The organism is Leclercia sp. W17, from assembly GCF_003336325.1.
GTDB lineage: Bacteria > Pseudomonadota > Gammaproteobacteria > Enterobacterales > Enterobacteriaceae > Enterobacter.
The window spans coordinates 2,262,488-2,285,414 of sequence record NZ_CP031101.1; the positions used below are offsets into that span (position 1 = coordinate 2,262,488).

Genomic DNA, 22,927 nt, shown 5'->3' on the forward strand with positions numbered 1-22,927 from the left:
CTGATGGCAGATACGAAACGCTGGTCTAAGCTCAAGAAGGCACAGACCAGCGGTGTAGTGGGTCGTTAACAATAACGATAATTGCGCGTTTCGGGTGGTGGAAATGAACAGGATCCTGCTCGTCTTCTTAACGTGTTTTCTCTCTGGTTTTGTTTTTATCTCACAGGCCGCGGAGCCCCGCCAGGCCCCTACCGAGCAGGAGCGCGCCCGCACCCTCTATGTTTTTCATCAGCCCATTGTCATGCTGCAGGCGAAATTCGGCCTGACCACGCCCGAAGAGCGCGTGTTGCGTATCCGTAATACGCTGCGCAACTTTACCGAGGCGGACGTGCGGGAGCCGCTCAACATCGTGCCGGTCACGCGCTATAACCAGCAGGGAAGGTTGATTGTGATGAACGGTAAACCGGTATACGGTCAGCTGTACCTAGCTCAGAAATATCACCGTTTACTGTCAGAATATTTTCATCAATAGACGGTTTAATGGAGCGAGATGTTGCTATAATTTTATATCCCGCTTCGCGGTAAGCTTTTACGAGATCGGCACCCATTCCTTGTGATGCGCCTGTGATGATTGCAACTTTAGTGGAATTGTTCATAATTTAAATCTCTTTTCAATTGTAAGTGTAACGCCAGTACGACGGCGCGTTTGTTTGTGTACAAAACGGTTGGTAGTAATCTGAAACAGACTATATTTTATTAATGTCTACTGAAAAATAGGCTTATTTGAAAATGAATTTATACATGGTGTAATCAATCGATATGAAAAGACAATTTGATGACATTTTGCTGGGGAGCATCGAACTTTTTTGTCTGGCAGCAGAATGTGGAAGCTTTACTCTGGCCGCGCAGGAAGCAGGTATCACGCCCGCTGCTGTGAGCCGCTCAGTATCCCGCCTTGAGGAACGTTTAGGAGTGAGGTTGTTTACAAGGACAACGCGGAACATCAATCTGACTGAAGCTGGAAAAAATTATTTTCAGCAGAGTAATCAAGCTCTCCTCCAGTTAAAAGAAGCAGAGCGGGATGTGATGGGGAAACAAAATGATCCTTCGGGCACGTTAAGAATCAGTGTGCCTACTACATATGGTCATTACCGTATACTTCCTCTTTTACCCCAGTTTCGGGCACAGTATCCTAAGGTTAAGGTTGATATCCATCTGAGCAACCGAAATGTTGATTTTGTTAGTGAAGGGTATGACATCGCAATTCGCGTCAGGTCACAACCCGATTCAACCCTCATTGCCCGTACGCTTGAAGATGCACATTTAGTCGTGGTGGCTGAATCGCCACGGGTTTAACAGACACCTCAGAGTCATTTAAGATGACTTAAAGAGAGGTGCCCATGAGCGGTAAGCGTTATCCCGAAGAGTTTAAAATTGAAGCGGTAAAACAGGTTGTTGATCGCGGCCATTCTGTTTCCAGCGTGGCAACACGTCTCGGTATCACCACCCACAGTCTTTATGCCTGGATAAAGGCATATGGCCCGGATTCCTCAACCAATAAAGTCCAGTCAGACGCTCAGGCCGAGATCCGACGCCTCCAGAAAGAGCTGAAGCGGGTTACCGACGAACGGGACATATTAAAAAAAGCCGCGGCGTACTTCGCAAAGCTGTCCGACTGAGGTACGCCTTTATCCGTGACAACACCCATTGCTGGCCTGTCCGACTGCTTTGTCGGGTGCTGGATGTGCATCCGAGTGGTTTTTACGCCTGGCTTCAGCAGCCGGATTCACGGCGGCATCATGCTGACCTGAGGCTGACGGGGCTGATAAAGCAGTTCTGGCTGGAGTCGGGTTGCGTTTATGGTTATCGCAAGATCCACCTCGACCTGCGGGATACCGGACAACAGTGCGGAGTTAACCGTGTCTGGCGACTGATGAAGCGAGCCGGGATAAGGGCTCAGGTCGGGTACCGTAGCCCACGGGCACGTAAGGGTGAAACCAGCATCGTGACGCCCAACAGGCTCCAGCGGCAGTTCAACCCGGAAGCACCGGATGAGCGTTGGGTAACGGACATCACTTACATCCGGACTCACGAAGGCTGGCTGTATCTGGCTGTGGTTGTTGACCTGTTCTCGCGCAAAGTTATTGGCTGGTCAATGCAGCCCCGGATGACAAAGGATATTGTCCTGAATGCACTTCTGATGGCCGTGTGGCGACGTAATCCTCAAAAGCAGGTGCTGGTTCATTCTGATCAAGGCAGTCAGTACACAAGCTATGAGTGGCAGTCGTTCCTGAAATCATACGGGCTGGAGGGCAGTATGAGCCGTCGCGGTAACTGTCATGACAACGCAGTCGCAGAAAGTTTTTTCCAGCTACTGAAACGTGAACGGATAAAGAAAAAGATCTACGGAACGCGAGAAGAAGCCCGCGGTGATATTTTTGATTACATCGAAATGTTTTATAACAGTAAGCGTCGGCATGGTTCGAGTGATCATATGCCACCAACTGAATACGAAAACCAATATTATCAGCGGCTCGGAAGTGTCTAGATTATCTGTGGCGATTCAGGCCTCGCCAGCTTATCTGGCAAACAAACATGCGCCGCAAACACTCGAAGAACTTTCTGAGCATGAATGTATTCAATTTGAACTACCCAGTAGCGGCCGTAAAATTTCGTGGCTCTTTTATGATGAACGTAAGGAGCGCGAAATAATGACGGCGGGTAGCTATTGTTGCTCAGATGATGTCCTGGGTGGGGTAACGCTTGCAATAAATGGGGCAGGGCTATTCCAGACCTATGCCTTTGTTGCGGAACGCTATTTAGCCGACGGCAGCCTCACAGAAGTCCTGACCCAATACCGGGGACGCTCTCGGCCATATACTCTTTTATACCCACTTAATCGCCATCTTCCACTTCGTGTCAGAGTTTTCATCGATTTCCTTATGGAGCACCGGCAAAAATGGAAGTAAATGCCAAATAGCTGCACCTGACAGGGAGTAGTCGGGTGAACGGACTTTTTGTTCTCTACGCCTTTTTTGAACAGATTTATCTCTATCACCAGCGTTTACACGCCGTTTTCCCTGCTCGTTGTGTAACCGGATAAACTAAATGTGATACGGCTAAGATGATAATTTAAACGCAATAGCCACTGGCGTTAAATCAATTACTTACCGGCTAAGCATGATTGCATAGTGCGCTAAACGTACATTCTGTCTCGCAAGAAAAGGGGCATCAAGCCGGCCACCAGGCATGCCGGGGGCAGGCTCATTTCTGGACAACCGGCCCTTATCCGTTCTGACTGAATTACGGTATAAAAGGCGCAGAAGTAAATCACGCCTCCTGCCACTCCGTCACGAGAGTTTGTATCAGTTTCCCGGCGGGCAGCTCCCGGGCCAGGGTCATGCCCTGGCCTGCCCATTGAGCGCCAAAACCGTGGGCACCCTTTGCGGCCGCAGCAGCTGCAAGTATTTTGCCAAGAGCATAGGTCAGGGGATAGGGAGGAATAGACTCTTTCGGGAGTTCCCGGGTGAGTTTGCAAAAATCATTGCTGATACACCTTGCCGGCCGACCGGAAATCGCGGACGTCATCACGGTACCGACCGCCTGTTCATTTTTCAGCGCCTGACGGTAAGCCTCATTGGCCGCCGATTCCGGACACAGGACAAAAGCCGTTCCCATCTGCACGCCGATGGCACCCAGTTTCATCATGGCCGCTATGCCGGCACCATCCATAATACCCCCGGCACCGATCACCGGTAACGCGCATCTCTTTCTCAGGGCCTGAACGAGGGTGAAAGTGCTGAGCTGTTCATCTTCTGCCCAGGGTTCAAAAATACCCCTGTGCCCACCGGCTTCCGCGCCCTGCGCCACCACAAAATCTATCCCGGCAGATTCAATCTGCCTCGCTTCACCTACGCTTGTCGCGGTGGCGATGGTGATTATCCCCCGGCTTTTAAACTCGCGGACAAGCCGTTCCGGCGGTACGCCAAAATGGAAGCTGACAACGGCAGGAGCGCTATCCAGGAGCATCTCCGCCATCGTCTCATTTTGATGAAAGGTCGTGTATATCTCCTGGAGCGCGGCCGGGAGTACGGCGTCGTAACGTTCAAACACATCCCGGAAGCGTTCGATCCAGGCTTTTTCCTGCGCTTCATTACGCTCAGCCCGGGCGTGACAGAACACGTTTACGTTGAACGGCCCGGCGGTCAAATTACGGGTTTTTTTTATCATCTCTTCAGCCTGCGCAGGCGTGGATGCGCCCACGCTGATGGAGCCCAGCGCACCGGCATTCGTGACGGCGGCTGCCATTTCGGGGGTTGATACCCCTGCCATGGGAGCCTGGATGATGGGGTAAGCAATGTTCAGCTTTTCGCACAGTAAGTTATTCATCTTAATTACCTGCTTGAAGTGGTACAGAAGGAAGACATAAAATCTCTATACGAGACAGATAAGTCAATATCGTTTTCAAAATGAGAATACACAATGAACCATACTTCGCTCGAGATTTTTCAGGTTGTCGCAGAGGAGATGAGCGTCGTGAAAGCGGCCAGGCGTCTGGGGCGGGTACAGTCAAATGTTACGACCCGGATCCAGCAGCTTGAGGAGGAGCTCAATGCGCAGTTGTTCATCCGGGAAAACAAAAAAATAAGGCTCTCACCTCAGGGAAAAAAATTCCTGGTCTACGCGAAAAAAATCCTCAGTCTTGCTGAGGAGGCCCGTCAGAGCCTCCACCCCGGCGAACCGAGCGGCGTACTAACGCTGGGCTCGATGGAGTCTACGGCGGCCAGCCGGCTTCCTGAACCGCTTGCCGCGTTCAGCCGGGCCTGTCCCGGGGTCCGGCTCAGGCTCACTACAGGCCCGACCCGGCAGTTGACTGATAAAGTATTAATGTCTGAGCTGGACTGCGCACTGGTCTCGTTGCCCCGCGGTGAAAACGGAGAAATACTCTGTCCTGAGAACCTCAACTATCATCCGCTTTATGTCGAAAATCTGCGCCTGATCCTGCCGGTAGCTATGGCAGGGGTAAAAACGATCGGGGATATCCAGGAAGGCCATCTGGCTACGTTTGCAAAAGGCTGCACTTACCGGGAGATAGCGATCGGGCTGTTAAGCCAGACGTCCGGCAGCGGGGAAAGCATTCAGATTCAGGAAGTGAATTCCTATCATGCCATGTTTGCCTGTGTGGCATCCGGTACGGCCATGTGCGTACTTCCGCAGAGTGTCCTGGATCTACTGCCGTTGCCGGAGGGGCTGACCATCCTGCCAGCCGGAACGGCGCTTACACAGCTTGTATGGCGTCAGGACTTCAGCTCGCCAGGCTTCGATAAGCTGCTCTCTGTTCTGCAGGGCGCATCAGATATCACCCCTTAGGAAGGCTCCCGGCGGACCGGGAGTCACCGTGGCCTCAGCGCGTCAGCGTCTGACGGTACCAGGCTGCGGCCCCGTAGAGCCGGGGAGTGGCATTGCGGATGAGGTAAACGGAGAACGCGGAAGCATGAGGCGCATGCTGTCGGTAACATTTTTCAAACTCGGCCGAAGAGCTGTTTGCTTCCGGACAGGATCTTCTGGGTATTTTCCGGGAACCGCATCCGCGGATTATGAAAGGGGATTACCCGCTCCTCTACCTGAGCGCATCGCAGATAACACAGCAGGTATCGACAGTATCATGCCGCGGACGTCCAGAATGTTCGGCCAGTATCGCGCCCGTGCCCCTGTACTCCATTATGGGATAGTGTTCAGTATAGACGGGACGGCAGTCTTCCCGGTCAAATTCAGCAATGACCACGCTGTCATGACTGATATCAACGATAAGCAGATTCGTCACCATCAGACGCTCTCCTCAGACAGGGCGCGGGGTCCGGCAGGAAATAAAACCAGCAGACCGGCGGCAAGCAGGCACACTGCCGCGGCGATAAGGGAGGGGTTAAACGAGCCGGTCAGGGAATAAAGCTCTCCGGCAATCAGCGGGCCTGCTATCTGCCCGACGCCATATACGGCTGTCATGGCAGCGATTATGTTAAAGCTGACGGCACCGGCCAGACGTCTGGCTTCGGGCAGGGCAATAGTGACGGTTCCCATAAAGGTAAAACCGACCAGCAGCGCGCTGGCGAGGCAGAAGGCCAGACCGTGGCTGATAACGGGCAGCAGAACCCCGATGGCCTGCAGTACAAGGTTCAGCCAGAAGCTGCGGCGGTAGCCGTAACGCTGCGCCCGTTGATGCCAGAAAAAGCATGAAGGTACAGCGGCGAGCCCAAATACGGCCCAGACCTGCATTGGATCGAGTCCTGCATGTGAACTGGTGAGAAATAACGGCAGGTAGGTGGCTGTGATGATATAGCCGAATCCCGCCAGGCCATATACTGCGAGTAAAGTCAGGGCGGCAGTCCGTGTGCTCGCTCCGCCGCTCACCGCGACCGCGGCGGGCTTATGGTAATCGATCAGGGTATCAGGCGAACTGTTGAGAAGGCGAAACACGATCGTGTACAGCAGTCCGGCGCTGAGGGTACAGACCATCCATATTGTCTGGCTGGAAAGGCTAAGATACTTGCCCAGGGCAATGCATTCGGCAGAAATAAAAATTCCCAGCCCGACGCCGGCATACATTAGCGGTGCACCGTCAGGATGCTTCATGTGCTGCAGTAACCAGAGTGACGCAGATATCAGGCTCACGGCACTGCCTGTGCCGGCCAATCCTCTCACCACGATAATGCCGGTGGGTGAGCGCAGCCATGCCAGCGCGGCAAAACAGACAAGCGTCATCAGTACCGATCCTGCACAAAGATACCTGGGGTCAGATGGGCGCGCTTTTGCAAGCATCAGCGCCCCGGCCAGGTAGCCTGCATAATTGGCGGAGGCGGCAATATTCCCCTCGTTCAGACTGAGCAGATGCTCCTGCAGCATGACAGGAAAGATCCCCGTAAAGGCAAACCTGCCGAATCCCATACCGATAACCAGAACCACACACGCGGCCGCAGAAAGTAAGAATGCTTTCGCTTCCGGCCGGTGACGCCACGCTGAAATCATGTTGTCTCCTGATTGCATAAAGAAATATCAATAAATCTCAAAAAGAGAATGATATTTATATATGATTCTCATAACAGGATTGCATGCAACCCAAGATAAAGCAACAGGCTGGCGCCGAACATTAAACACGTTTCGCCATCGCGGATATCAGGGCAGGGAATGCCACTGTTGGCAGAAGCGAACTCTTCATCACCGCCGGGGATAAACTGATTGAAGCTCTGACGCGAAATCACTTATTCTTTTCCGTCAAAAAATGCAGGAGATGAGTCATGAGCGGTGAAACTCGCGGACGGGGAAGGCCACGAAAAACAGTAAGTACCTATGCAGATACTCGTAATGACCTGATCCGCAGCGGACTTGAACTGCTGACGCAGAATGGTTTTCTTTCGACGGGAGTCGATGCCATTGTCAAAAATGCCAGTGTCCCTAAAGGCTCATTTTATTATTACTTCAAGAGTAAAGAAGAATATGCTCAGACCGTTCTGAATGCCTATGACAGCTTCTTCGAGCACAAACTTAAAAAACATCTGCATGAATCATCCTGTGCACCCATGGTACGTCTGGAAAATTTCATCGATGATGCCTGCGAAGGGATTAAAAAGTACAATTTCACCCGGGGCTGCCTGGTTGGAAATATGATGCAGGAGAGCCCCGGACTTCCGCCATCCTTTATTAAACAGCTACAGGATATTCTTGAGCGCTGGCAGGCGCTTGTAGCAGCCTGCCTGTCCGACGCGTTATCGTCAGGCGAAATATGCTCAGATATGAATGATACGCAACTGGCGGCCATTTTCTGGAGTGGCTGGGAAGGTGCCGTAATGCGTGCCAAACTTTATTGTTCAACCCAGCCGGTTTACGATTTCTGGAATTATTTCAAAACTTCAGTGCGTTATCAGCCCTCGCAGGAAGCGGGGGCTGAACAGTAGAAGAGGGGCCAGTACTGGCCCCTTAATCTAATTAGCTACATTGAATGACTGCCCGGCCGCGAATGCCGCCACTCAGAAGTTTTTCGGCTGCATTGATGGCTTCACTGAGCGGATAAACGGTGGTCAGGCTATCCAGTCTGGACTCGGGTAAATGCTGTAACGCCTGCTGCCAGATCGCCTCTCTTTTCTCTTTCGCGAACATGACACTGTCAATCCCTTTCAGCGTGACGCCACGAAGGATAAACGGAGCCACATTACCCATCAACTCCATACCCTGTGCCATACCGCAGGCCGCAACAATGCTGCCATAACGCACTCCGGCGCAGGCATTGCAGAGCGTGTGGCTGCCAACTGTATCAATGGCGGCAGCCCAGCGTTCTTTCTGTAACGGTTTGCCCGGGCAGGAAAGCTCGGAACGATTAATAATGTCGTCCACCCCGATAATTTTATATAGCCACGCGGCTTCTTCCGGACGACCAGTAGACGCGGTCACACGGTAACCCATTGACGCAAGGATCATGGCCGCAATACTCCCTACGCCTCCGCTGGCACCGGTAACAAGTACCGGACCATCTTCAGGTTTAACACCATGGTTTAATAGCGCGTCGACACACAGCATCGCGGTAAAGCCAGCAGTTCCGATTGCCATTACGTGTTTGCTGCTTGCGCCAGCCGGGAGCGGCGTCAGCCAGTCCCCTTTTACCCGTGCTTTTTCGGACAACCCGCCCCAGTGTTTTTCTCCTGCCCCCCAGCCGGTCAGAAGGACCTTATCACCGGCCTGATATTCCGGATGTGAACTGGCGGACACCGTACCGGCAAAATCAATGCCTGGCACCATGGGGAAATGCCGGACGACAGGACCCCGACCGGTAATGGCCAGTGCGTCTTTGTAATTAATGGATGAATATTCGACGTTGATCTCCACATCCCCCTGCGGCAACTCACTTTCTGAGATTTCAGCAAGTTGCGTATCGTAATGCTCGTCTATCCTATTGATTAATAATGATTTAAACATGTTTGCCTCGTTTGTCTGGTGGTATGCCGTTCAGTTATTGAATAATGTTTAAATAATATTGACCGATCGTCTAATAATCAACATTACTATCCATTGTCGTATCAACAATCAAGAATTATTATTCTTTTCATTAAGTTAAAACTGTCGTTTTTGATCAACATCAAGCTGGATTTTGTTTTACCTGATGCAGAGAGGCAAAGTCAGCGGCCCTGGAAGATGCCCGGTTAATGCAGGTCCGGCTGCGGCCGGGCGAAAAAGGATAACGGCGCGCGCTATGCCAGAAAACATTTACAAAACAAATATATCTAGCAACAATAATCACTTATAAGCGAAGCGGTTAAGCAGTAAACAGCCGTTAACGGCCCGCCACTTGCCTCTGTTCTTTGCTACGACTACTGTATATAAAAACAGTATTCGAGGAACGGATCATGGTGTTTTATCAACTTTCAGCATTGCGCGAGGTGATTGCGCTACCCCTTTTCAGCGATATGGTGCAGTGCGGCTTTCCCAGTCCGGCCCAGGACTACGTTGAACAGCGTATCGATCTCAATAAACTGTTCGTTCAGCATCCTAACTCGACCTATTTCGTGAAGGCGGCCGGGGATTCGATGATTGACGCCGGCATCGGCGACGGCGATCTGCTGATTGTCGACAGCGCCAGAACGGCGCAGCATGGGGATATTGTTATCGCCGCGGTGGAGGGAGAATTTACGGTAAAACGCCTCCAGCTCAGGCCCCGGGTGCAGCTTAATCCGATGAACAGCGCCTATTCTCCGATCCTGGTGGGCCGTGAAGATTCGCTCGATATCTTTGGCGTGGTGACCTATATCATTAAGTCGGCGAAGTAGCTAAATCCTGGCACAAGCCATCAGCAAAAGATAATCTGACGTCCACAATATACTGAAGGGGCAGTAATATGCCCCAGAGATCATAGATGTTATTATTTACCGGCCTGAACGCTTATTACCGGGTGCAAAAGCGGTATACGACACAGATTAATGGACCCCGGGCATTCCTTTAACGAGCTTGTTTTTTATTCGTTTAAACGTGTCTGCGACGAAGAAGGAATACTTAATTATTACCCTGTAGTGAAATTTTGTTTTTACGATGGGCTCATGCAGTTTTGAATAGTGACGTTTAGTTACGCGTTGCGGGAAGTTGATGTCATCCCGGTATAAAATACCATTGGTTTCATTGTTACCAGCCATTCTGACATTGTCGTCAGCCAGGATTGAGTTGGTAAAGGGGATGGGCCCGGTGGTTCTCAATACGCCCATGCGGCCTACACTATGTTTGATAAGTGAGTAGTCTTCGATGTTCCTGGTGACCGTCTCGATAACCTGCTCAAGATGTATATTGTTGGGTGCTGAAACGATATTCCATTGCTGGTACTCGCATCTGTTATCTGTAATGTCATTATGGATCCCATAGCCATTATAGAGGCCTCTGGGATTGTCTTCCCATGAGAACACAACAAATTTATCATTAGGGCTAATAATGTGCTCAAGCGGTTTTGTAATAATACTTTTTGTATCGAGGTATACTCCGCCGATCTTATTGATCAATAAATATCTGAAGTAATCAGCCTGAGCAGCGCCATACACAGGGTTTATTTTATTAAAGGCATCCATGTATCTTTTTTCATAGTGCTCATAAATAAATTCTTTCATTTTATTTAGATCGTAAAAATAATACTCCCAGGCTGGATTGTTCTTCCGCGTTACGGTGATGGCACGGATTTCTTCTTCTGTTAAATGCCTCTCACCCTTTGTATGGCATTGGTGTATTTTTTTTGGTATTAACATTAAAGTGACATCCATTCATAGTATTTGGTTTTCTTCTCCCGGCACGTCAGCACCTGGCACTGGATAGGGGTTAACTACTATGATCCCGCTGTCTGTCTCACCAATCTTTTTTCTCGTCATGTCCTCTTGTTGCAAACGAAGGCACCCCGGTACATTAATCAGAGTAGCGGGTAGATGTTGCAATTAGCTGACAGGAAAAAGATTTTATCAGGCCTTTTATTTCTACACGTAAACTTGTGCTCTGTAAACGAAAAAGCGCCCGGACGGGCGGTCCAGGCGTTGTCGCCCTGAATTAAAGTGCCTGGCGCCGCACGGGGATAACGGCGTGCGGCGCCTCGCGGTTACTTCACGGTTTCAATTTTAGGCGGCTGCCAGGTGCCGTCCAGAATCGATTGTTCACCCCAGTAAGCACGAATATAGAGCGACAGGTTGCCATCAGGGGCTGGCAGCCAGTTATTCATTTTATCGTCGGCAGGGCGAGTTTTGCTGACGTAGAGGGTCAGGGAGCCGTCATCGTTGTACTTCAGGTCTTTATTTTTGGTGCCCAGTGAGAAGCGATTCAGTTCATTGGGGCTGAACAGATGCTTGCTGTTATAGAGCGTTAACGACCAGAACCCTTTCACCGGTGGCAGTTCACCCTTCGCAAAGGTCACCGTGTAGTCGTGGTCGCCGGAAAGTTGGTTACCCGCAGCATCATTATCGGTGTAGAAGTACTGGGTTTCGTTCGGTTTATTATCGAACATATTCGATTTAGACGTGCCGGTACGGTTGTAGTAATCCACCCCAAATTCGGCATTATTTTTCGAGCGGTTCCAGCCGTTACCTGCCGGTACGCCGTTGTGTTTCCATTTAAAGAAATCCGCGATGACGGTTTGATCCGTCTCTATGGCAGCGGCATCCATCCATTTGCGAATTTCCGGGTTTTTCTTCCCGGCCTCTACCAGATGACGGTACTGGGCATACATCGCCTCTTCGCCAGGCAGCGGCGGGACTTTTTCCAGAACATTGGCGAACTGATCGAAGAATTTTTCCGGGACGACCCAGCGCGTCTCGCCTGCGCTGGCATCTGGTTTATCGCCGATGGCCGGAATTTTTGAGTATTCAAAAGATTTCATTTTGCCGTCAAACTGGCTCAACGGATAGGTCATCACCTCTTTGATCGGAGCCTGAATCGCCGCCCGATCTTCCGGAGTGTCATCCATCTGGATGCGCGGGATGACGTTTGCCATTTCGGTAGAGGACTGAATCACACCGTTGAAGCCTTGCGGTGTTTCCCCTTTCCAGTTAGGCCCGACCAGCAGATAAAAACCGGGTTTGGTGGCGTAGGGTTTACCAACATTGCCAATCTGATTGGTACGGGCGTCATAAATAGCGTAGACCCAGAATCGTTCGCCGAAATCGGGAACCTGGAGCACGACAGGCTCTTTATCCAGCTCAAAAAAGCCCAACCCGTATGCCACATCCTGGTTTGGACAGGTGACGAAGGTCTCCTCCGGTTTGATGTAATCCGTCAGCATACTGAGCTGCCCCATTGGCGCGACCGGCACCATGCCGCCGTTCAGTGCCGGGTAGGGCGCTTTAGTGATGGTTTCCCGACGGTTAAATTGATTCACCATTGGCCAGCCCCAGATATAGGCCTGCTGTGCGATAGCTTTAACGTAGCTCTCTGGCATGGTGACATCGGCGGAAGGCTGAGTGAGCTGATCGAAGTGCGCCGCCTGCGCAATGGTCAGCGGTTCGGTTTGGGCGAATGCACCCGGGCTAAGCACCAGTGCTGTAAACAGCGCAAGATATCGTTTTTTCATCACGTCAGTTACCGTTATTCAGCTGCTTCATTAAAGGGGAGAGAGGGGCGTCGGCGGCAAATATGGGCGGAGCTAAGATAAGAGAAAGCAAAATGGCGGAGGTGACTATTCTAAGTTTCATAGCAATATCCCGATGAGAGTATAAAAAACGACATGAATGGTTTACATACGATCGGTGATGGCGTGCTGCTGAAAAAAAGGCCGGATATTCTTAGAAAGCATAGTTGATTTTGAAAAATGAGTGTTTATAGCTATTTATTTGAATTTAACGAAGCGGGGCGTTACGGCTGCCTCAGCCTGCGAGACAGATAAAAAAGGCAGAGAGCGATCTGCCTTTTTTGTTTTTCCATGATGATGCTTAGCGGCATAACGCTCCCTTGTCCGCCCGTCGCTATCCGCCCTGCATGTGTGCTGGTTATGCCCCAAACGCGCCGTCAATGGTGTGCATGGCCCCTGTCACGAAGGACGCCTCCGGGCCCGCCAGCCAGGCGACCATGCCGGCCACTTCCTCTGGACGCCCGTGTCGTTTGATCGCCATAAAGCTGTGCATCAGCTCCTTCATGGGACCACTTTCCGGATTCGCATCGGTGTCGATGGGGCCAGGCTGTACGACATTGACCGTTATTCCGCGTGGGCCAACGTCACGCGCCAGGGACGCAGGCATTCGGCATCAATCCACCCAGCTTCTATGCCGCATTTGGCAGTAAGCTTGGACTTTATACCCGCATGCTGGATCGCTATAGCCATACGGGCGCAATCCCCTTTGCAGAACTATTGCGTCACGATCGGCCGGTGGCGCAGTGCCTGATGGATGTCCTGAATGAAGCGGCAAGACGCTATGTTGCCGATCCGACGGCGGCCGGCTGCATGGTGCTGGAAGGGATCCATTGCAACGATCGGCCCGCGCGCGAGGCGGCAAGCGAACTGCACACCGCCGCGGAAGAGAGCATCCGGGCCTATATTGCCCAATACTATCCGCACGAAGCTGTTCGGCTGACTGACTTTATCAGTACATTAATGGCGGGCCTGTCGGCGAAAGCCCGGGCGGGGGATAGCCTGGCGCGTCTTCAGGAGACCGTGCGGCTGGCGGGTCTGGCACTGCAGCCGTTACTGCCTCGCTGAGGCCAGACCCTGTTCTTATTGCGTTGGGATCAGATAGTCTGACCGCCCGACACTTCGATACGCTGTGCGGTCACCCACCGGTTATCGTCTCGCAGCAGGCTGGCGATCATCGGCCCGATATCATCGGGCACGCCCACCCGTCCGAGCGCGGTCATGGCGGCGAACTGTGCGTTAACGTCGGCGTTGTCGCGTACCAGCCCGCCGCCGAAATCGGTCTCAATGGCGCCAGGCGCGACGGTATTGACGGTGATACCGCGCCCGCCCAGCTCACGGGCCATATAGACGCTCAGCATCTCAACCGCCGCTTTTGCTGCGGCATAGGCCGAGAATCCCGGGTAGGAAACCCGGGTCAAGCCGGATGAGAAGTTGATGATCCGTCCGCCGTCAGCCAGTACCGGCAAAAGCGCCTGTACCAGGAAAAACACGCCCTTGACATGGACATTGAACAGCCCGTCGAACTGCGCTTCGGTCGTCCCGGCAACGGTGGCAAATTCGCCGTGACCGGCGTTGTTTGCCAGGTGATCGAAGGTGTCGCGCGCCCAGACCTCGGCCAGTTGCGCGCGCATTGTTTCGGCAAATGTCGGGAAGCTCGCCGTCCGGGCCATATCAAGCTGGAGGGCAACAGCCTTACGTCCAAGCGTGCGGATCTCCGCCACAACCGCTTCAGCCTGATCGGTGTTCTCTCTGTAAGCGACAATGACATCGCCTCCCTGTTGCGCAATAGAGAGCGCGGTATGACGACCGAGGCCACGGTTGGCACCGGTGACGAGTGCGATTTTACTCATGATGGATCCTTTCTGTTGGGGGAGCCCTTACAATAGGAGATGCCCATCCGCCGGTATTGCCCGATCCTTGTTATTTTTTGCTCATTTCTCTTTCAGGGGTATGTTTTGTCGCCAGTTAACGCATACTATCGCTTAAAAACTTGCCTGAAAGGATCCCATGCATACTGCACTGTTCGAGTTTTGTCGCCGTTATGCCGATACTCACGCCGACCGTAGCGGGGTGGCCGTTACGCCGGTTCCGGGATTAACGGTTATCCGGGCTTTGCATCCCGGCGACCTGCAGGCGGCCATCAACAGACCGCTGATTGCGATGCTGTTGCAGGGGCGCAAATGCGTCACCACCGGTACTGAACGCTTTGAATATGGACCGGGTGAGGCGATGGTGATCGCCGCAGATGTACCGACAACCAGCCAGATTACCCAGGCCAGCCTTCGCCATCCCTACTATTCCCTGGTGTTTGAGCTGGATACCGCCATCCTGCGTGAGCTTCAGGATGCGGTGCCGGCAGACCAGGGGGACGGGCCCTGCGTCGGTATTGAACCGATGAATGCGGATGTGACGGACACGGCTTGTCGTCTGGCAAGACTGTTTGAGCATCCGCACGCCCTGACCGTCCTGGGGGAGGGATTACGCAGGGAACTGCATTACTGGCTGCTGCGCAGCGTGCATGGGGCGGCTATCCGGGCCCTTGGCGCGGTGAAGAGTTATTCCGGACGAATCAGCCGGGCGGTCGCGGTTTTGCGTAAGGATTTTAAGCGCACTATAAGCGTTGAAGAGCTTGCCGGCGTGGCAGGAATGAGCGTTTCGGTGTTTCATCAGCATTTCCGGGCGATTACCACCACATCGCCTTTACAGTTTCAGAAGCAGCTGCGCCTGATCCACGCCCGTCGTCTGATGCTGGCAGAGGGGACAGGCATCGCCCAGGCGGCCTTTGCGGTAGGCTATGCCAGCGTGTCGCAGTTCACGCGGGAATATGCCCGGATGTATGGCGTGCCGCCAGGGCGTGACCGGCGGCTGGCTAAAGCCAGCGCTTAAGGCCGGAGGACAAACGTTAAATGGCCGTTTTGAGCCAGGAGGCAATATCCTGCGTGGGCAGATTGTTCCGCGCATTCCTGGTTTCACTCATCGGCCACCACACTCCCTCTCGCCGGGCAAAGGCGACACGATAGCGCAGCACAGGAGATGCCGCAGACGCTGGTCTGTCCGCAAAACAGGTATTTACCGCCTTCGGTGCGCGCCTTTTATGACTGGAGCCGCGCCCTGTGAGGGGGCTTAAACGCGCTGTATGGCTCTTTTTAACTGCTCCACCAGCCAGTTCAGCGCCGGATCCTGCGCCCGGCGCTTGTGGCGCAACAGGCACAACGTAAACGAGGGATAATTCACGGGCGTGGCGCTGGTGCGTAAAGCAAAATGCTGCTGCCATCGTCGGGCCAGTCCGTCGGGAACCGTGGCGAAAACGGGCATCGTGGTTAACAGCAGAGGAAAGGTGGAAAAATTGGCCGTCACGTAACGCACGCGCCGCTGTAACCCCTGGCTGGCAAGTTGCCGGTCAATTTCACTGTGGCTTGATTCGCGATACGACACCATAACATGCTCATAAGCGATAAAGTCGTTTACCGACAAGGGCCCTTCACAGGGGATCAGCTCTGCTGACCAGAGCGTCGAAACGCCCATTGTCATGACGGGCTCGCTCACGATCTCTCCCGTGCTCTGTTTGTTCAGCGAAACGGCAATATCAATGGCATCCTCCTCCAGCAATCGACGCACCTGAAAGGGATCGGCGGGGAGACTATGCAGCGCCACGCCAGGTGCCTGATGGGCGATGGCGGGCAGGAGATCCGGCATTAGCCAGTGCTCGCTCCAGTCGCTTATGCCCAGGCGAAAGGTCTGCTTTGCCGTGGCGGGAGAGAAGTCCTGAGCGCCAAAGATGACGGAATGCAGATTTTCCATCAGCGGCTGCATATGAACCATCAGGGCTTCGGCGCGCGGTGTCGGCAGCATCCCCCTGGCCGCGCGAACGAACAGCGGATCATCAAACATCTCCCGCAGTCTTTTCAACGCCCCGCTGATGGCCGGTTGCCCAAGGTGCAGCACCTCTGCGGTACGGGTGACGCTCGCTTCCCGGTATAACACCAGAAACACCGTCAGGAGATTCAAATCTATCCGGCTAAAATCATTTTCAATGATTTTCTTCATCATATTAATCAATTTGAATGTTATTTATCCCAGCAGCATAGTGAATCTCAACCTGGTAAATCAACTATGCCGAGAACAGGCGGAGGGCGTTATGCAATCTTACCGGATAGGCGACACGGTTATTTTTAAGATCCTGGAGCGAGAAATTAAAATACCAACAGCGGATTTATATCCTGATTATCTCCGGCCCGCAGACGCAGAATGGGCCCGTCAGAGCGTGCCGCTGTCGATCCACAGCTGGGTCATACGTACCCCCGACGATATTATTGTGATTGATACCGGCACCGGTAATGGTCGCGAACGCGGTGGTAATCCGTTCTACCATCAATTGCACACCGGCTACCTGGAGAATTTTCTGGCCTCGGGTATTAAGCCGGAAGAGGTGACCCTGGTATTACTGACTCACCTGCACACCGATCATGTTGGCTGGAATACCCTATGGCGGGATAACCGCTGGGTGCCGATGTTTCCCAACGCGCGTTATATCTGCTCTGAGAAAGAGCTTATTCGGGTACAAAACAGTGACCGCTACCGGAATTTATGGCTCGACAGCCTGTTGCCGGTGATTGACGCGGGCCTGCTGGAAACCGTTGATGTGGCCGCGCAGCCGGTATTTAGCGGCGGGATTTCTTATACCCCCATGCCCGGACACAGCCCCGATCATGCGGCATTGATCCTCTCCGCGGGCGGTGAATATGCCTTCTTTGCCGGGGATATTGCACATTCACCGTGGCAGTTTAGCCACCCGGAATGGAATTCGGTGTTTTGCGGCGATCATCACGAGGCGGAAAAGTCACGGCGCCGGGCGATGGCGTGGTGTGCGGAACATAACGCCCTGTGGTGTAGCGCCCATTTCGCTGGCTCCTCCTGCGGCTGGCTGAGCGTTGATTAACATGAGCACTATCGCTGGACTGAGGCGAGTGACACGCCAACCGTTTTCGGGAGTACGCAACAATGAACAACGCTTCTGTGATTCTGGTTTTTGGCGCAACGGGCCAGCAGGGCGGCTCGGTCGCGAATGCGCTGCTTAACAACGGCTGGTCTGTGCGCGTCATGGTGCGCAACCCGTCTTCAGTGGCCTCACTCGCCCTGCGGGACGCCGGGGCTGAAATCGTGACCGGTACCTTCGATGATTTAGATGCCATGAGAAGGGCGATGACAGGGGCATACGGCGTGTTCAGCGTGCAACCCAGTTCGCCCGGCGGGACGGTGACCGACGACGATGAGGTCCGCTATGGCAAAACCGTCGCCAGCCTTGCCGTTGAGTGCGGCGTCCAGCACCTGGTCTATTCTTCAGGCAACGCGGCAGGCAGTAAACCTACAGGCGTGGCGCACTTTGACACCAAGGCGGAAATCGAACGGCATATCCGGTTATTGCCTCTCGTTGCGACCATCGTGCGGCCAGCCGCATTTATGGAGCTGCTGGTGATGCCCGGATTCGGGCTGGATGAGGGACACTTTCACTTCTTCATGCCGCCCGAAGGTTCCATGCAGGTGATCGCGGTGGAAGACATCGGCAAAATCGTCGCCGCGATCTTCGCCGGGCCGGAGCGGTTTGCAGGCAAAACCTTTGAGATCGCCAGCGATGCCATAACCGGCCTGCGGCTTCAGGCGCTCTTCTCCAGCGCGGCGGGGCGGCCGGTTCCCTATTCCCGTTTTCCCGACGAGGTACTGGCCGCGAACCCTTTCCTGCAAAAGTTGGCGGCGCTGGTGGATGACGGACGGCTGGCAGGGCATGCCGATCTGCAGGCGATGCGACAGCTGAATCCGCAGCTGCAATCCTTTGAGTCCTGGCTGGCGGGGAGCGGGCGGGCTGCTTTCGAGAGGGCGCTGGCAAGCTCCGCCGATTGGGCGTACAACCGCTAAACCCCTTAACCCGGCTCCGGCAAAGGGAGCCGGGTTAAGGAACTATCGGGACGATAACAGCGGCGCGTAATCCATGTTCTCCAGATCCTCGAGCAGGCCGGGGCCGGTGGGATGCCAGCCCAACTGCTGACGCGTCCAGGCCGATGATGCGCGCAGGTTCATGGCGGCAAAAATGGCGAACCAGCCAAAATGCGCTTCAGCCTCTGAAGGCGGAAGGGATATCAGCGGCAGACTGAGCTTACGGGCAAGGGTTTCCGCGATCTGGCGGAGGAGGATCCCTTCTTCGGCAACGGCATGGTAGCGCTTCCCGCGTTCACCATGCTCCAGCACCCGGCGGTAGAGCGCAGCGGCATCGCTGACGTGCACTGCCGACCAGCGGTTCTCGGCCTCACCGATGCAGGCCACAACGCCTTTCTCAACCGCGTGCTGAATGTACCAGGTGATGAGGCCCTGACGCCGGGTGTCATGCACCTGTGGCAGCCGCACGACCTGGAGATTAACCCCTTCCGCGAGCAGCGTGTTGCCCTCAATTTCGGTTGCCACCCGGGGATTATGATTGCTGGCTTTAAACTGATTTTCCTGGGCAATGGTCGTGGCACCGTCATCGCCGATGCCGGTGCCTGAGGTAACGATCAACGGACGATCGCTGCCTTTCAGTGCCTGGCCCATCGCGTGGATCACCCGCCGGTCCTTTTCGCAGTTCTCGGCGAAACGGTGAAAATGATGGTCAAAAGCCGTATGGATCACCGCATCAGCGCCGTGTGCGCCTGCGGCTAAGGTATCGGGATCGTCCAGCGTCCCGCGATGCACCTCTGCACCCGCAGCGATGAGTGCCTGGGCGCTGCTCTCCGAGCGGGCGAGACCGGTAACCTGATGTCCGGCCATCAGCAGTTCAGTCAGGATCCGGGAGCCAATAAAGCCACTTGCGCCGGTAAGAAAAACTCGCATAACACACCTCCAGAGTAGGGTTCCGGAACAGAGTAGCGCTATAGTCAGACGAGAAAAGTAGAGACATTATCAGGGTATAAACCTTAACAGGATGACGACGATGCACACTGCTATGCAGTCACTGGGCGATTTTCTGCGGGCGCGACGTTTGCGCCTCGATCCGGCTACCTTTGGCTTTAGCCCGGGCAGGCGACGCACGCCTGGATTGCGCCGTGAAGAGGTTGCTCAGCTCGCCAGTATCAGCCCGGTCTGGTACACCTGGCTTGAACAGGGACGCGGCGGTGCGCCGTCGCGGGAGGTACTTAACCGTATCGCCAGCGGGCTACGCCTGACCTCACCCGAGCGCGAGCACCTGTTTATTCTGGCTTGCGGCCATCCACCCGACAGGCAATTCACTGTTTCTGCCGATATCACGCCACGATTACAGCGGGTTCTGGATGCATTGAGCATCCCTGCGATCGTCAAAACCGTCACCTGGGACGTCATTGCCTGGAATCGCGCCGCCGCATGCGTTTTAACCGATTATGCGCGGCTGCCCGCGACAGAGCGTAACGTTCTGCGCCGCCTGTTCACCGATCCGGCAGTACGCCGGGCGCAGGATGACTGGCAGGCGGTGGCGCGGTTGGTGGTTTACGCGTTTCGTGCTGACGTGGCGCGCGCGGGAACATCGCCGGAAACCGCCAGCCTGATTGCCGAACTTTCCCGTCAGAGCCCTGAATTTGCTGCCTGGTGGCAGAGCAACGATGTCGCCAGTCACGGTGAGGGGGTGAAGCGTATCTATCATCCCCAGGCCGGCGCGATAGAGCTTGAATTCTCAACCTTTGCGGTGGAGGGGCGGCCGGATCTGGCGATGCTGGTGTTTAACCCGGCGACCGAGGAGAGCCGCCTGAAAATTGATGCCCAGCTCAGACAATCCCCGCTCTGTGGTTAACCGATGTCGGCGAGTCCGACATGTTTAACCGCCGCGCGATGCTGCGCATATTTCCCCGGCGGCATACCGACATAGCGGATAAACGCCATGCTGAAGGCACTGGCGGAGCCGTAACCCGTGCGCTCTGCCACTTCGGCGACCGTGACGCCGGTATCGCACAGCAGTTGCATGGCGAGGGTCATGCGCCAGGAGAGCAGGTATCCCATCGGCGTGACGCCCGTCATCTCCGTAAAGCGCTCAAACAGCATCGAGCGGGAGAGGGCGCAGCGACTGGCCAGCGCCTGCACCGTCCATTTTCTGGCAGGCTCCTCATGTATCAGCCGTATCGCCTGGGCGATACGGGGATCGGCCAGACCACGCACTAATCCGGGCGTGGCGAGGGATGTGCCAGAGCGGATAGCCTCGATAAAGAGCAGTTCCAGCATGCGCGCCAGCATGAACGCTTTTCCGGAACGCTGCGCCTGGGCTTCATCCTTTAACAATCCGACCAGCAGCGAAAGACGCTTTTCATTACGCACAAACACAAGCCCGGGCAACAGTGAAACCAACAAGCTCGCATCGGGTGATTCAGATATGCAGTGACCGACCAACGCCAGCATTTCAGGGTCAGCATGGGGATCGCCAAGCCTGAAATGTCTTTCTGCCACTTCGATGGGAGTAGTGTTGACGCTTGGCGAGGCTGGGGGGACGAGGCTCGTCAACCCAAAGTTGTAGGCTGCGGGTATTAAAACAAAATCACCCGCATGCAGTGTGAGGGGCTCATCGCCTTCGCGCTCAAGGCGGCACGCCCCTTCAAGCACAGCGCAGTAGAAGGACAACCCCTCATCCGAGCGGCGAACCCGCCAGGCGCCCGCAGCGGTCACCGTTTTTGTCAGCACCGCTTTGAGCTTTAACATAGCGATGGCTTCGGCTAACGGATCGCTCATTTCCGGACTCCTGCTAAAGAATGATGGACTTTTGACTATATATCGTCCGGTCAGGGGTGTCTATTATTTGCTCAGACACAACACAAGCAGGAGTCAATATGAAAACGGTTATGATTACTGGCTGTTCATCCGGTTTTGGTCTGGAAACCGCACGGTATTTTCTTGCGCAGGGCTGGAACGTGATTGCGACGATGCGCACACCGCAGGAGGGGCTTCTTCCTCATAGCGATCGTTTGCGCCTCTTAAGCCTCGATGTCACCTCACAGCAGAGCATCGAGCAGGCTGTCTCAGACGCTGGCGATATCGATGTTCTGGTAAACAATGCCGGGGTAGGGATGTTAAACGCGCTTGAAGGCGTCTCCCCGGAGGCGGTGAGGGAGATTTTTGAAACCAACACGCTTGGCACGCTCGCCATGACCCGGGCCGTACTCCCACAGTTCAGACAACGTCGTTCAGGCGTGATTGTGAATGTCACTTCTGCGGTCACCCTTAAACCGCTACCGCTGCTTGCGGTCTACACCGCCAGTAAGGCGGCGGTTAATGCGTTCACCGAATCTCTGGCAATTGAGCTTGCGCCGTTTAATATCCGCGTGGGTCTGGTCCTGCCCGGACGTTCACCCGCAACCCGGTTCGGCGAAAATGCGCAACGGATCATGGGCGAAATCCCCGCGGAGTATGCCGCATGGAGCCAGCAACTCTTTCAGGGCATGCAGGATGCGCGTGCAAAAGTGACCCGTCCCGAGGATGTGGCACACGCCATCTGGCAGATGGCAAACGATCCAGATACGCCTGTCCGTTTGCCAGCCGGAGAGGATGCTCGGGAGATGGCCGCTCAATTGATGTAAGTTTCCTGCAAAACCCACTCAGCAGGTTCAGCGGTTATCCGACATACTGATACCTGTTCCCGGCCATTTTATTGCAGGAGACCATTATCGGCGGCTTCCTCTCTGTGGCGGTAATGCTGACGACATTACTGCTCTTTAGCGTTCACGAGCCTGCGCACGCCGCGGACAGGCTGGTGGTGGCCGCGGCCTTTTTGCAGGGCTCTGCTCCCTCCGATCCCGTTGCGCGCGCCCTGCAACGTTTTACCCAAATCGCCTCTTACCAGGTGATGGTGCGCTCCGTCTCCTCGCAGGACGAAACCAAAGTCATCCGTTATAGCTACCGTAAACCGGGTTATGTGCGGATGGATTTTTCCACGCCTCATGCCGGGGCGGTGATCATCTATAACCCAGCCAGGGGCAACGTCAAGCTGTGGCCCTTCGGCGCGAGGACATTTCCGGTGCTGAACCTGTCGCCTACGGATTCATTGATAACGGATGAAAATGGTCACCGGGTGGATCAATCCGACATTGGCGTGTTGCTGAATAATATTCGCCGTCTGCAACAAGGCGGCACAACCACTCTCTCCGGTGAAGAGACCGTTGCCGGGAAAGCGGCGGTGCATCTCTCGGTGGTCGGCCCCGAAGGAAAGACCGGCGCTGCGGTTCATCGCTATGAGGTGTGGTTTGATAAGCACTCCGGATTGCCCATCAAAGTGGTCAGCTACGGGCTGGGGGGTAAGTTACTGGAAACCGTGATGATGGAGGCCATGACCATCAACGTGCGTTTCCCTCCAGATTTCTTCGCACCCTGACG

23 protein-coding genes and 5 pseudogenes are annotated in these 22,927 nt (G+C 54.4%); 15 read left to right on the forward strand and 13 right to left on the reverse strand.

Features of this window, described 5'->3' with window-relative positions:
• Positions 1–103: 103 nt before the first annotated feature.
• Positions 104–409 (forward strand): annotated as a pseudogene (locus tag DVA44_RS11100) (mechanosensitive ion channel protein MscS); the annotation flags it as partial.
• On the opposite strand, the gene DVA44_RS26240 reads toward DVA44_RS11100, so the two are convergent.
• A complete protein-coding gene (locus DVA44_RS26240; protein ID WP_114386808.1) occupies positions 357–596 on the reverse strand; it encodes an SDR family NAD(P)-dependent oxidoreductase in 240 nt (79 codons plus the stop codon). The pseudogene DVA44_RS11100 and the gene DVA44_RS26240 sit on opposite strands and share 53 nt — an antisense overlap.
• A gap of 163 nt (positions 597–759) precedes the next feature.
• Here DVA44_RS26240 and DVA44_RS11110 point away from each other — a divergent pair, with 163 nt between their 5' ends.
• The 3 genes from DVA44_RS11110 (at position 760) to DVA44_RS11120 (ending at position 2,909) form a co-directional block, all read left to right on the forward strand.
• On the forward strand, positions 760–1,296 hold the full coding sequence (locus tag DVA44_RS11110) for a LysR family transcriptional regulator (protein WP_114386810.1): 537 nt from the start codon (positions 760–762) through the stop codon (positions 1,294–1,296).
• Between the two features lie 44 nt (positions 1,297–1,340).
• Positions 1,341–2,488, forward strand: a protein-coding gene (locus tag DVA44_RS11115) for an IS3 family transposase (protein ID WP_114386812.1) whose coding sequence is annotated in 2 segments (ribosomal slippage) — positions 1,341–1,578 and positions 1,578–2,488 — 1,149 coding nt in all. Because the reading frame shifts where the segments join, the coding sequence is not laid out codon by codon here.
• 7 nt (positions 2,489–2,495) lie between these two features.
• Positions 2,496–2,909 carry a LysR substrate-binding domain-containing protein gene (locus DVA44_RS11120; protein WP_210405535.1) on the forward strand — a complete coding sequence of 138 codons (414 nt, stop codon included), beginning with the start codon at positions 2,496–2,498 and terminating at the stop codon, positions 2,907–2,909.
• A gap of 361 nt (positions 2,910–3,270) precedes the next feature.
• On the opposite strand, the gene DVA44_RS11125 is transcribed toward DVA44_RS11120, so the two are convergent.
• Positions 3,271–4,329, reverse strand: a complete 1,059-nt coding sequence (locus DVA44_RS11125) for a nitronate monooxygenase family protein (protein WP_114386816.1) — start codon at positions 4,327–4,329, stop codon at positions 3,271–3,273.
• Between the two features lie 93 nt (positions 4,330–4,422).
• Here DVA44_RS11125 and DVA44_RS11130 point away from each other — a divergent pair, with 93 nt between their 5' ends.
• Complete coding sequence (locus DVA44_RS11130; protein WP_114386818.1) at positions 4,423–5,310, forward strand: LysR family transcriptional regulator; 888 nt, start codon at positions 4,423–4,425, stop codon at positions 5,308–5,310.
• 456 nt (positions 5,311–5,766) lie between these two features.
• Here the strand turns inward: DVA44_RS11130 and DVA44_RS11140 are convergent, their stop codons facing one another.
• Both DVA44_RS11140 and DVA44_RS25675 read right to left on the reverse strand, forming a co-directional pair.
• Positions 5,767–6,960, reverse strand: a complete 1,194-nt coding sequence (locus tag DVA44_RS11140) for a YbfB/YjiJ family MFS transporter (protein ID WP_168194515.1) — start codon at positions 6,958–6,960, stop codon at positions 5,767–5,769.
• A gap of 71 nt (positions 6,961–7,031) precedes the next feature.
• A complete protein-coding gene (locus DVA44_RS25675; RefSeq protein ID WP_168194475.1) occupies positions 7,032–7,196 on the reverse strand; it encodes a hypothetical protein in 165 nt (54 codons plus the stop codon).
• A 36-nt stretch (positions 7,197–7,232) separates the two neighbouring features.
• On the opposite strand from DVA44_RS25675, the gene DVA44_RS11145 reads away from it, so the two are divergent.
• Positions 7,233–7,889, forward strand: coding sequence for a TetR/AcrR family transcriptional regulator (locus tag DVA44_RS11145; RefSeq protein ID WP_114386824.1), 657 nt, complete (start codon positions 7,233–7,235; stop codon positions 7,887–7,889).
• 31 nt (positions 7,890–7,920) lie between these two features.
• On the opposite strand, the gene DVA44_RS11150 is transcribed toward DVA44_RS11145, so the two are convergent.
• A complete protein-coding gene (locus DVA44_RS11150; protein ID WP_114386826.1) occupies positions 7,921–8,904 on the reverse strand; it encodes an MDR family oxidoreductase in 984 nt (327 codons plus the stop codon).
• Positions 8,905–9,332: 428 nt separating this feature from the next.
• Between DVA44_RS11150 and DVA44_RS11155 the strand changes: the two genes are divergently transcribed.
• Positions 9,333–9,752, forward strand: a complete 420-nt coding sequence (locus DVA44_RS11155) for a translesion error-prone DNA polymerase V autoproteolytic subunit (protein WP_114386828.1) — start codon at positions 9,333–9,335, stop codon at positions 9,750–9,752.
• Positions 9,753–9,899: 147 nt separating this feature from the next.
• On the opposite strand, the gene DVA44_RS11160 is transcribed toward DVA44_RS11155, so the two are convergent.
• The 3 genes and pseudogenes from DVA44_RS11160 to DVA44_RS11170 form a co-directional block, all read right to left on the reverse strand.
• Positions 9,900–10,709, reverse strand: a complete 810-nt coding sequence (locus tag DVA44_RS11160; protein ID WP_168194476.1) for a glycosyltransferase family 32 protein — start codon at positions 10,707–10,709, stop codon at positions 9,900–9,902.
• A 341-nt stretch (positions 10,710–11,050) separates the two neighbouring features.
• Positions 11,051–12,514 carry a DUF1254 domain-containing protein gene (locus DVA44_RS11165; RefSeq protein WP_114386832.1) on the reverse strand — a complete coding sequence of 488 codons (1,464 nt, stop codon included), beginning with the start codon at positions 12,512–12,514 and terminating at the stop codon, positions 11,051–11,053.
• Between the two features lie 415 nt (positions 12,515–12,929).
• A pseudogene (locus DVA44_RS11170) lies at positions 12,930–13,166 on the reverse strand (SDR family oxidoreductase); the annotation flags it as partial.
• A gap of 2 nt (positions 13,167–13,168) precedes the next feature.
• Here DVA44_RS11170 and DVA44_RS11175 point away from each other — a divergent pair.
• A pseudogene (locus tag DVA44_RS11175) lies at positions 13,169–13,636 on the forward strand (TetR/AcrR family transcriptional regulator); the annotation flags it as partial.
• Between the two features lie 29 nt (positions 13,637–13,665).
• Here DVA44_RS11175 and DVA44_RS11180 read toward each other — a convergent pair.
• Entirely contained in the window at positions 13,666–14,421 is a 756-nt protein-coding gene (locus DVA44_RS11180; protein ID WP_114386834.1) for an SDR family NAD(P)-dependent oxidoreductase, read from the reverse strand.
• Between the two features lie 157 nt (positions 14,422–14,578).
• On the opposite strand from DVA44_RS11180, the gene DVA44_RS11185 reads away from it, so the two are divergent.
• On the forward strand, positions 14,579–15,457 hold the full coding sequence (locus tag DVA44_RS11185) for an AraC family transcriptional regulator (protein ID WP_114386836.1): 879 nt from the start codon (positions 14,579–14,581) through the stop codon (positions 15,455–15,457).
• Between the two features lie 16 nt (positions 15,458–15,473).
• Here DVA44_RS11185 and DVA44_RS11190 read toward each other — a convergent pair.
• Positions 15,474–15,602 (reverse strand): annotated as a pseudogene (locus DVA44_RS11190) (aromatic alcohol reductase); the annotation flags it as partial.
• A 5-nt stretch (positions 15,603–15,607) separates the two neighbouring features.
• On the opposite strand from DVA44_RS11190, the pseudogene DVA44_RS25995 reads away from it, so the two are divergent.
• Positions 15,608–15,688: pseudogene (locus tag DVA44_RS25995) on the forward strand (hypothetical protein); the annotation flags it as partial.
• Positions 15,689–15,694: 6 nt separating this feature from the next.
• On the opposite strand, the gene DVA44_RS11200 reads toward DVA44_RS25995, so the two are convergent.
• On the reverse strand, positions 15,695–16,618 hold the full coding sequence (locus tag DVA44_RS11200) for a LysR family transcriptional regulator (RefSeq protein WP_114388407.1): 924 nt from the start codon (positions 16,616–16,618) through the stop codon (positions 15,695–15,697).
• 91 nt (positions 16,619–16,709) lie between these two features.
• Between DVA44_RS11200 and DVA44_RS11205 the strand changes: the two genes are divergently transcribed.
• Complete coding sequence (locus DVA44_RS11205; RefSeq protein ID WP_114386838.1) at positions 16,710–17,510, forward strand: MBL fold metallo-hydrolase; 801 nt, start codon at positions 16,710–16,712, stop codon at positions 17,508–17,510.
• A gap of 62 nt (positions 17,511–17,572) precedes the next feature.
• Positions 17,573–18,484, forward strand: a complete 912-nt coding sequence (locus DVA44_RS11210) for an NmrA/HSCARG family protein (protein ID WP_114386840.1) — start codon at positions 17,573–17,575, stop codon at positions 18,482–18,484.
• Positions 18,485–18,526: 42 nt separating this feature from the next.
• Here DVA44_RS11210 and DVA44_RS11215 read toward each other — a convergent pair whose 3' ends face one another.
• Positions 18,527–19,432, reverse strand: a complete 906-nt coding sequence (locus DVA44_RS11215; protein ID WP_114386842.1) for an SDR family oxidoreductase — start codon at positions 19,430–19,432, stop codon at positions 18,527–18,529.
• Between the two features lie 100 nt (positions 19,433–19,532).
• On the opposite strand from DVA44_RS11215, the gene DVA44_RS11220 reads away from it, so the two are divergent.
• Positions 19,533–20,363 carry a helix-turn-helix transcriptional regulator gene (locus DVA44_RS11220; protein WP_114386844.1) on the forward strand — a complete coding sequence of 277 codons (831 nt, stop codon included), beginning with the start codon at positions 19,533–19,535 and terminating at the stop codon, positions 20,361–20,363.
• On the opposite strand, the gene DVA44_RS11225 is transcribed toward DVA44_RS11220, so the two are convergent.
• Positions 20,360–21,289: an AraC family transcriptional regulator gene (locus tag DVA44_RS11225; RefSeq protein WP_114386846.1), complete on the reverse strand. Its 930-nt coding sequence runs from the start codon at positions 21,287–21,289 to the stop codon at positions 20,360–20,362. The genes DVA44_RS11220 and DVA44_RS11225 overlap by 4 nt on opposite strands.
• A gap of 98 nt (positions 21,290–21,387) precedes the next feature.
• On the opposite strand from DVA44_RS11225, the gene DVA44_RS11230 reads away from it, so the two are divergent.
• Together DVA44_RS11230 and DVA44_RS11235 are read left to right on the forward strand one after the other, a co-directional pair.
• Positions 21,388–22,134 carry an SDR family oxidoreductase gene (locus DVA44_RS11230; RefSeq protein ID WP_114386848.1) on the forward strand — a complete coding sequence of 249 codons (747 nt, stop codon included), beginning with the start codon at positions 21,388–21,390 and terminating at the stop codon, positions 22,132–22,134.
• Positions 22,135–22,205: 71 nt separating this feature from the next.
• Entirely contained in the window at positions 22,206–22,925 is a 720-nt protein-coding gene (locus DVA44_RS11235) for a DUF1571 domain-containing protein (protein ID WP_246843621.1), read from the forward strand.
• Positions 22,926–22,927: the final 2 nt, after the last annotated feature.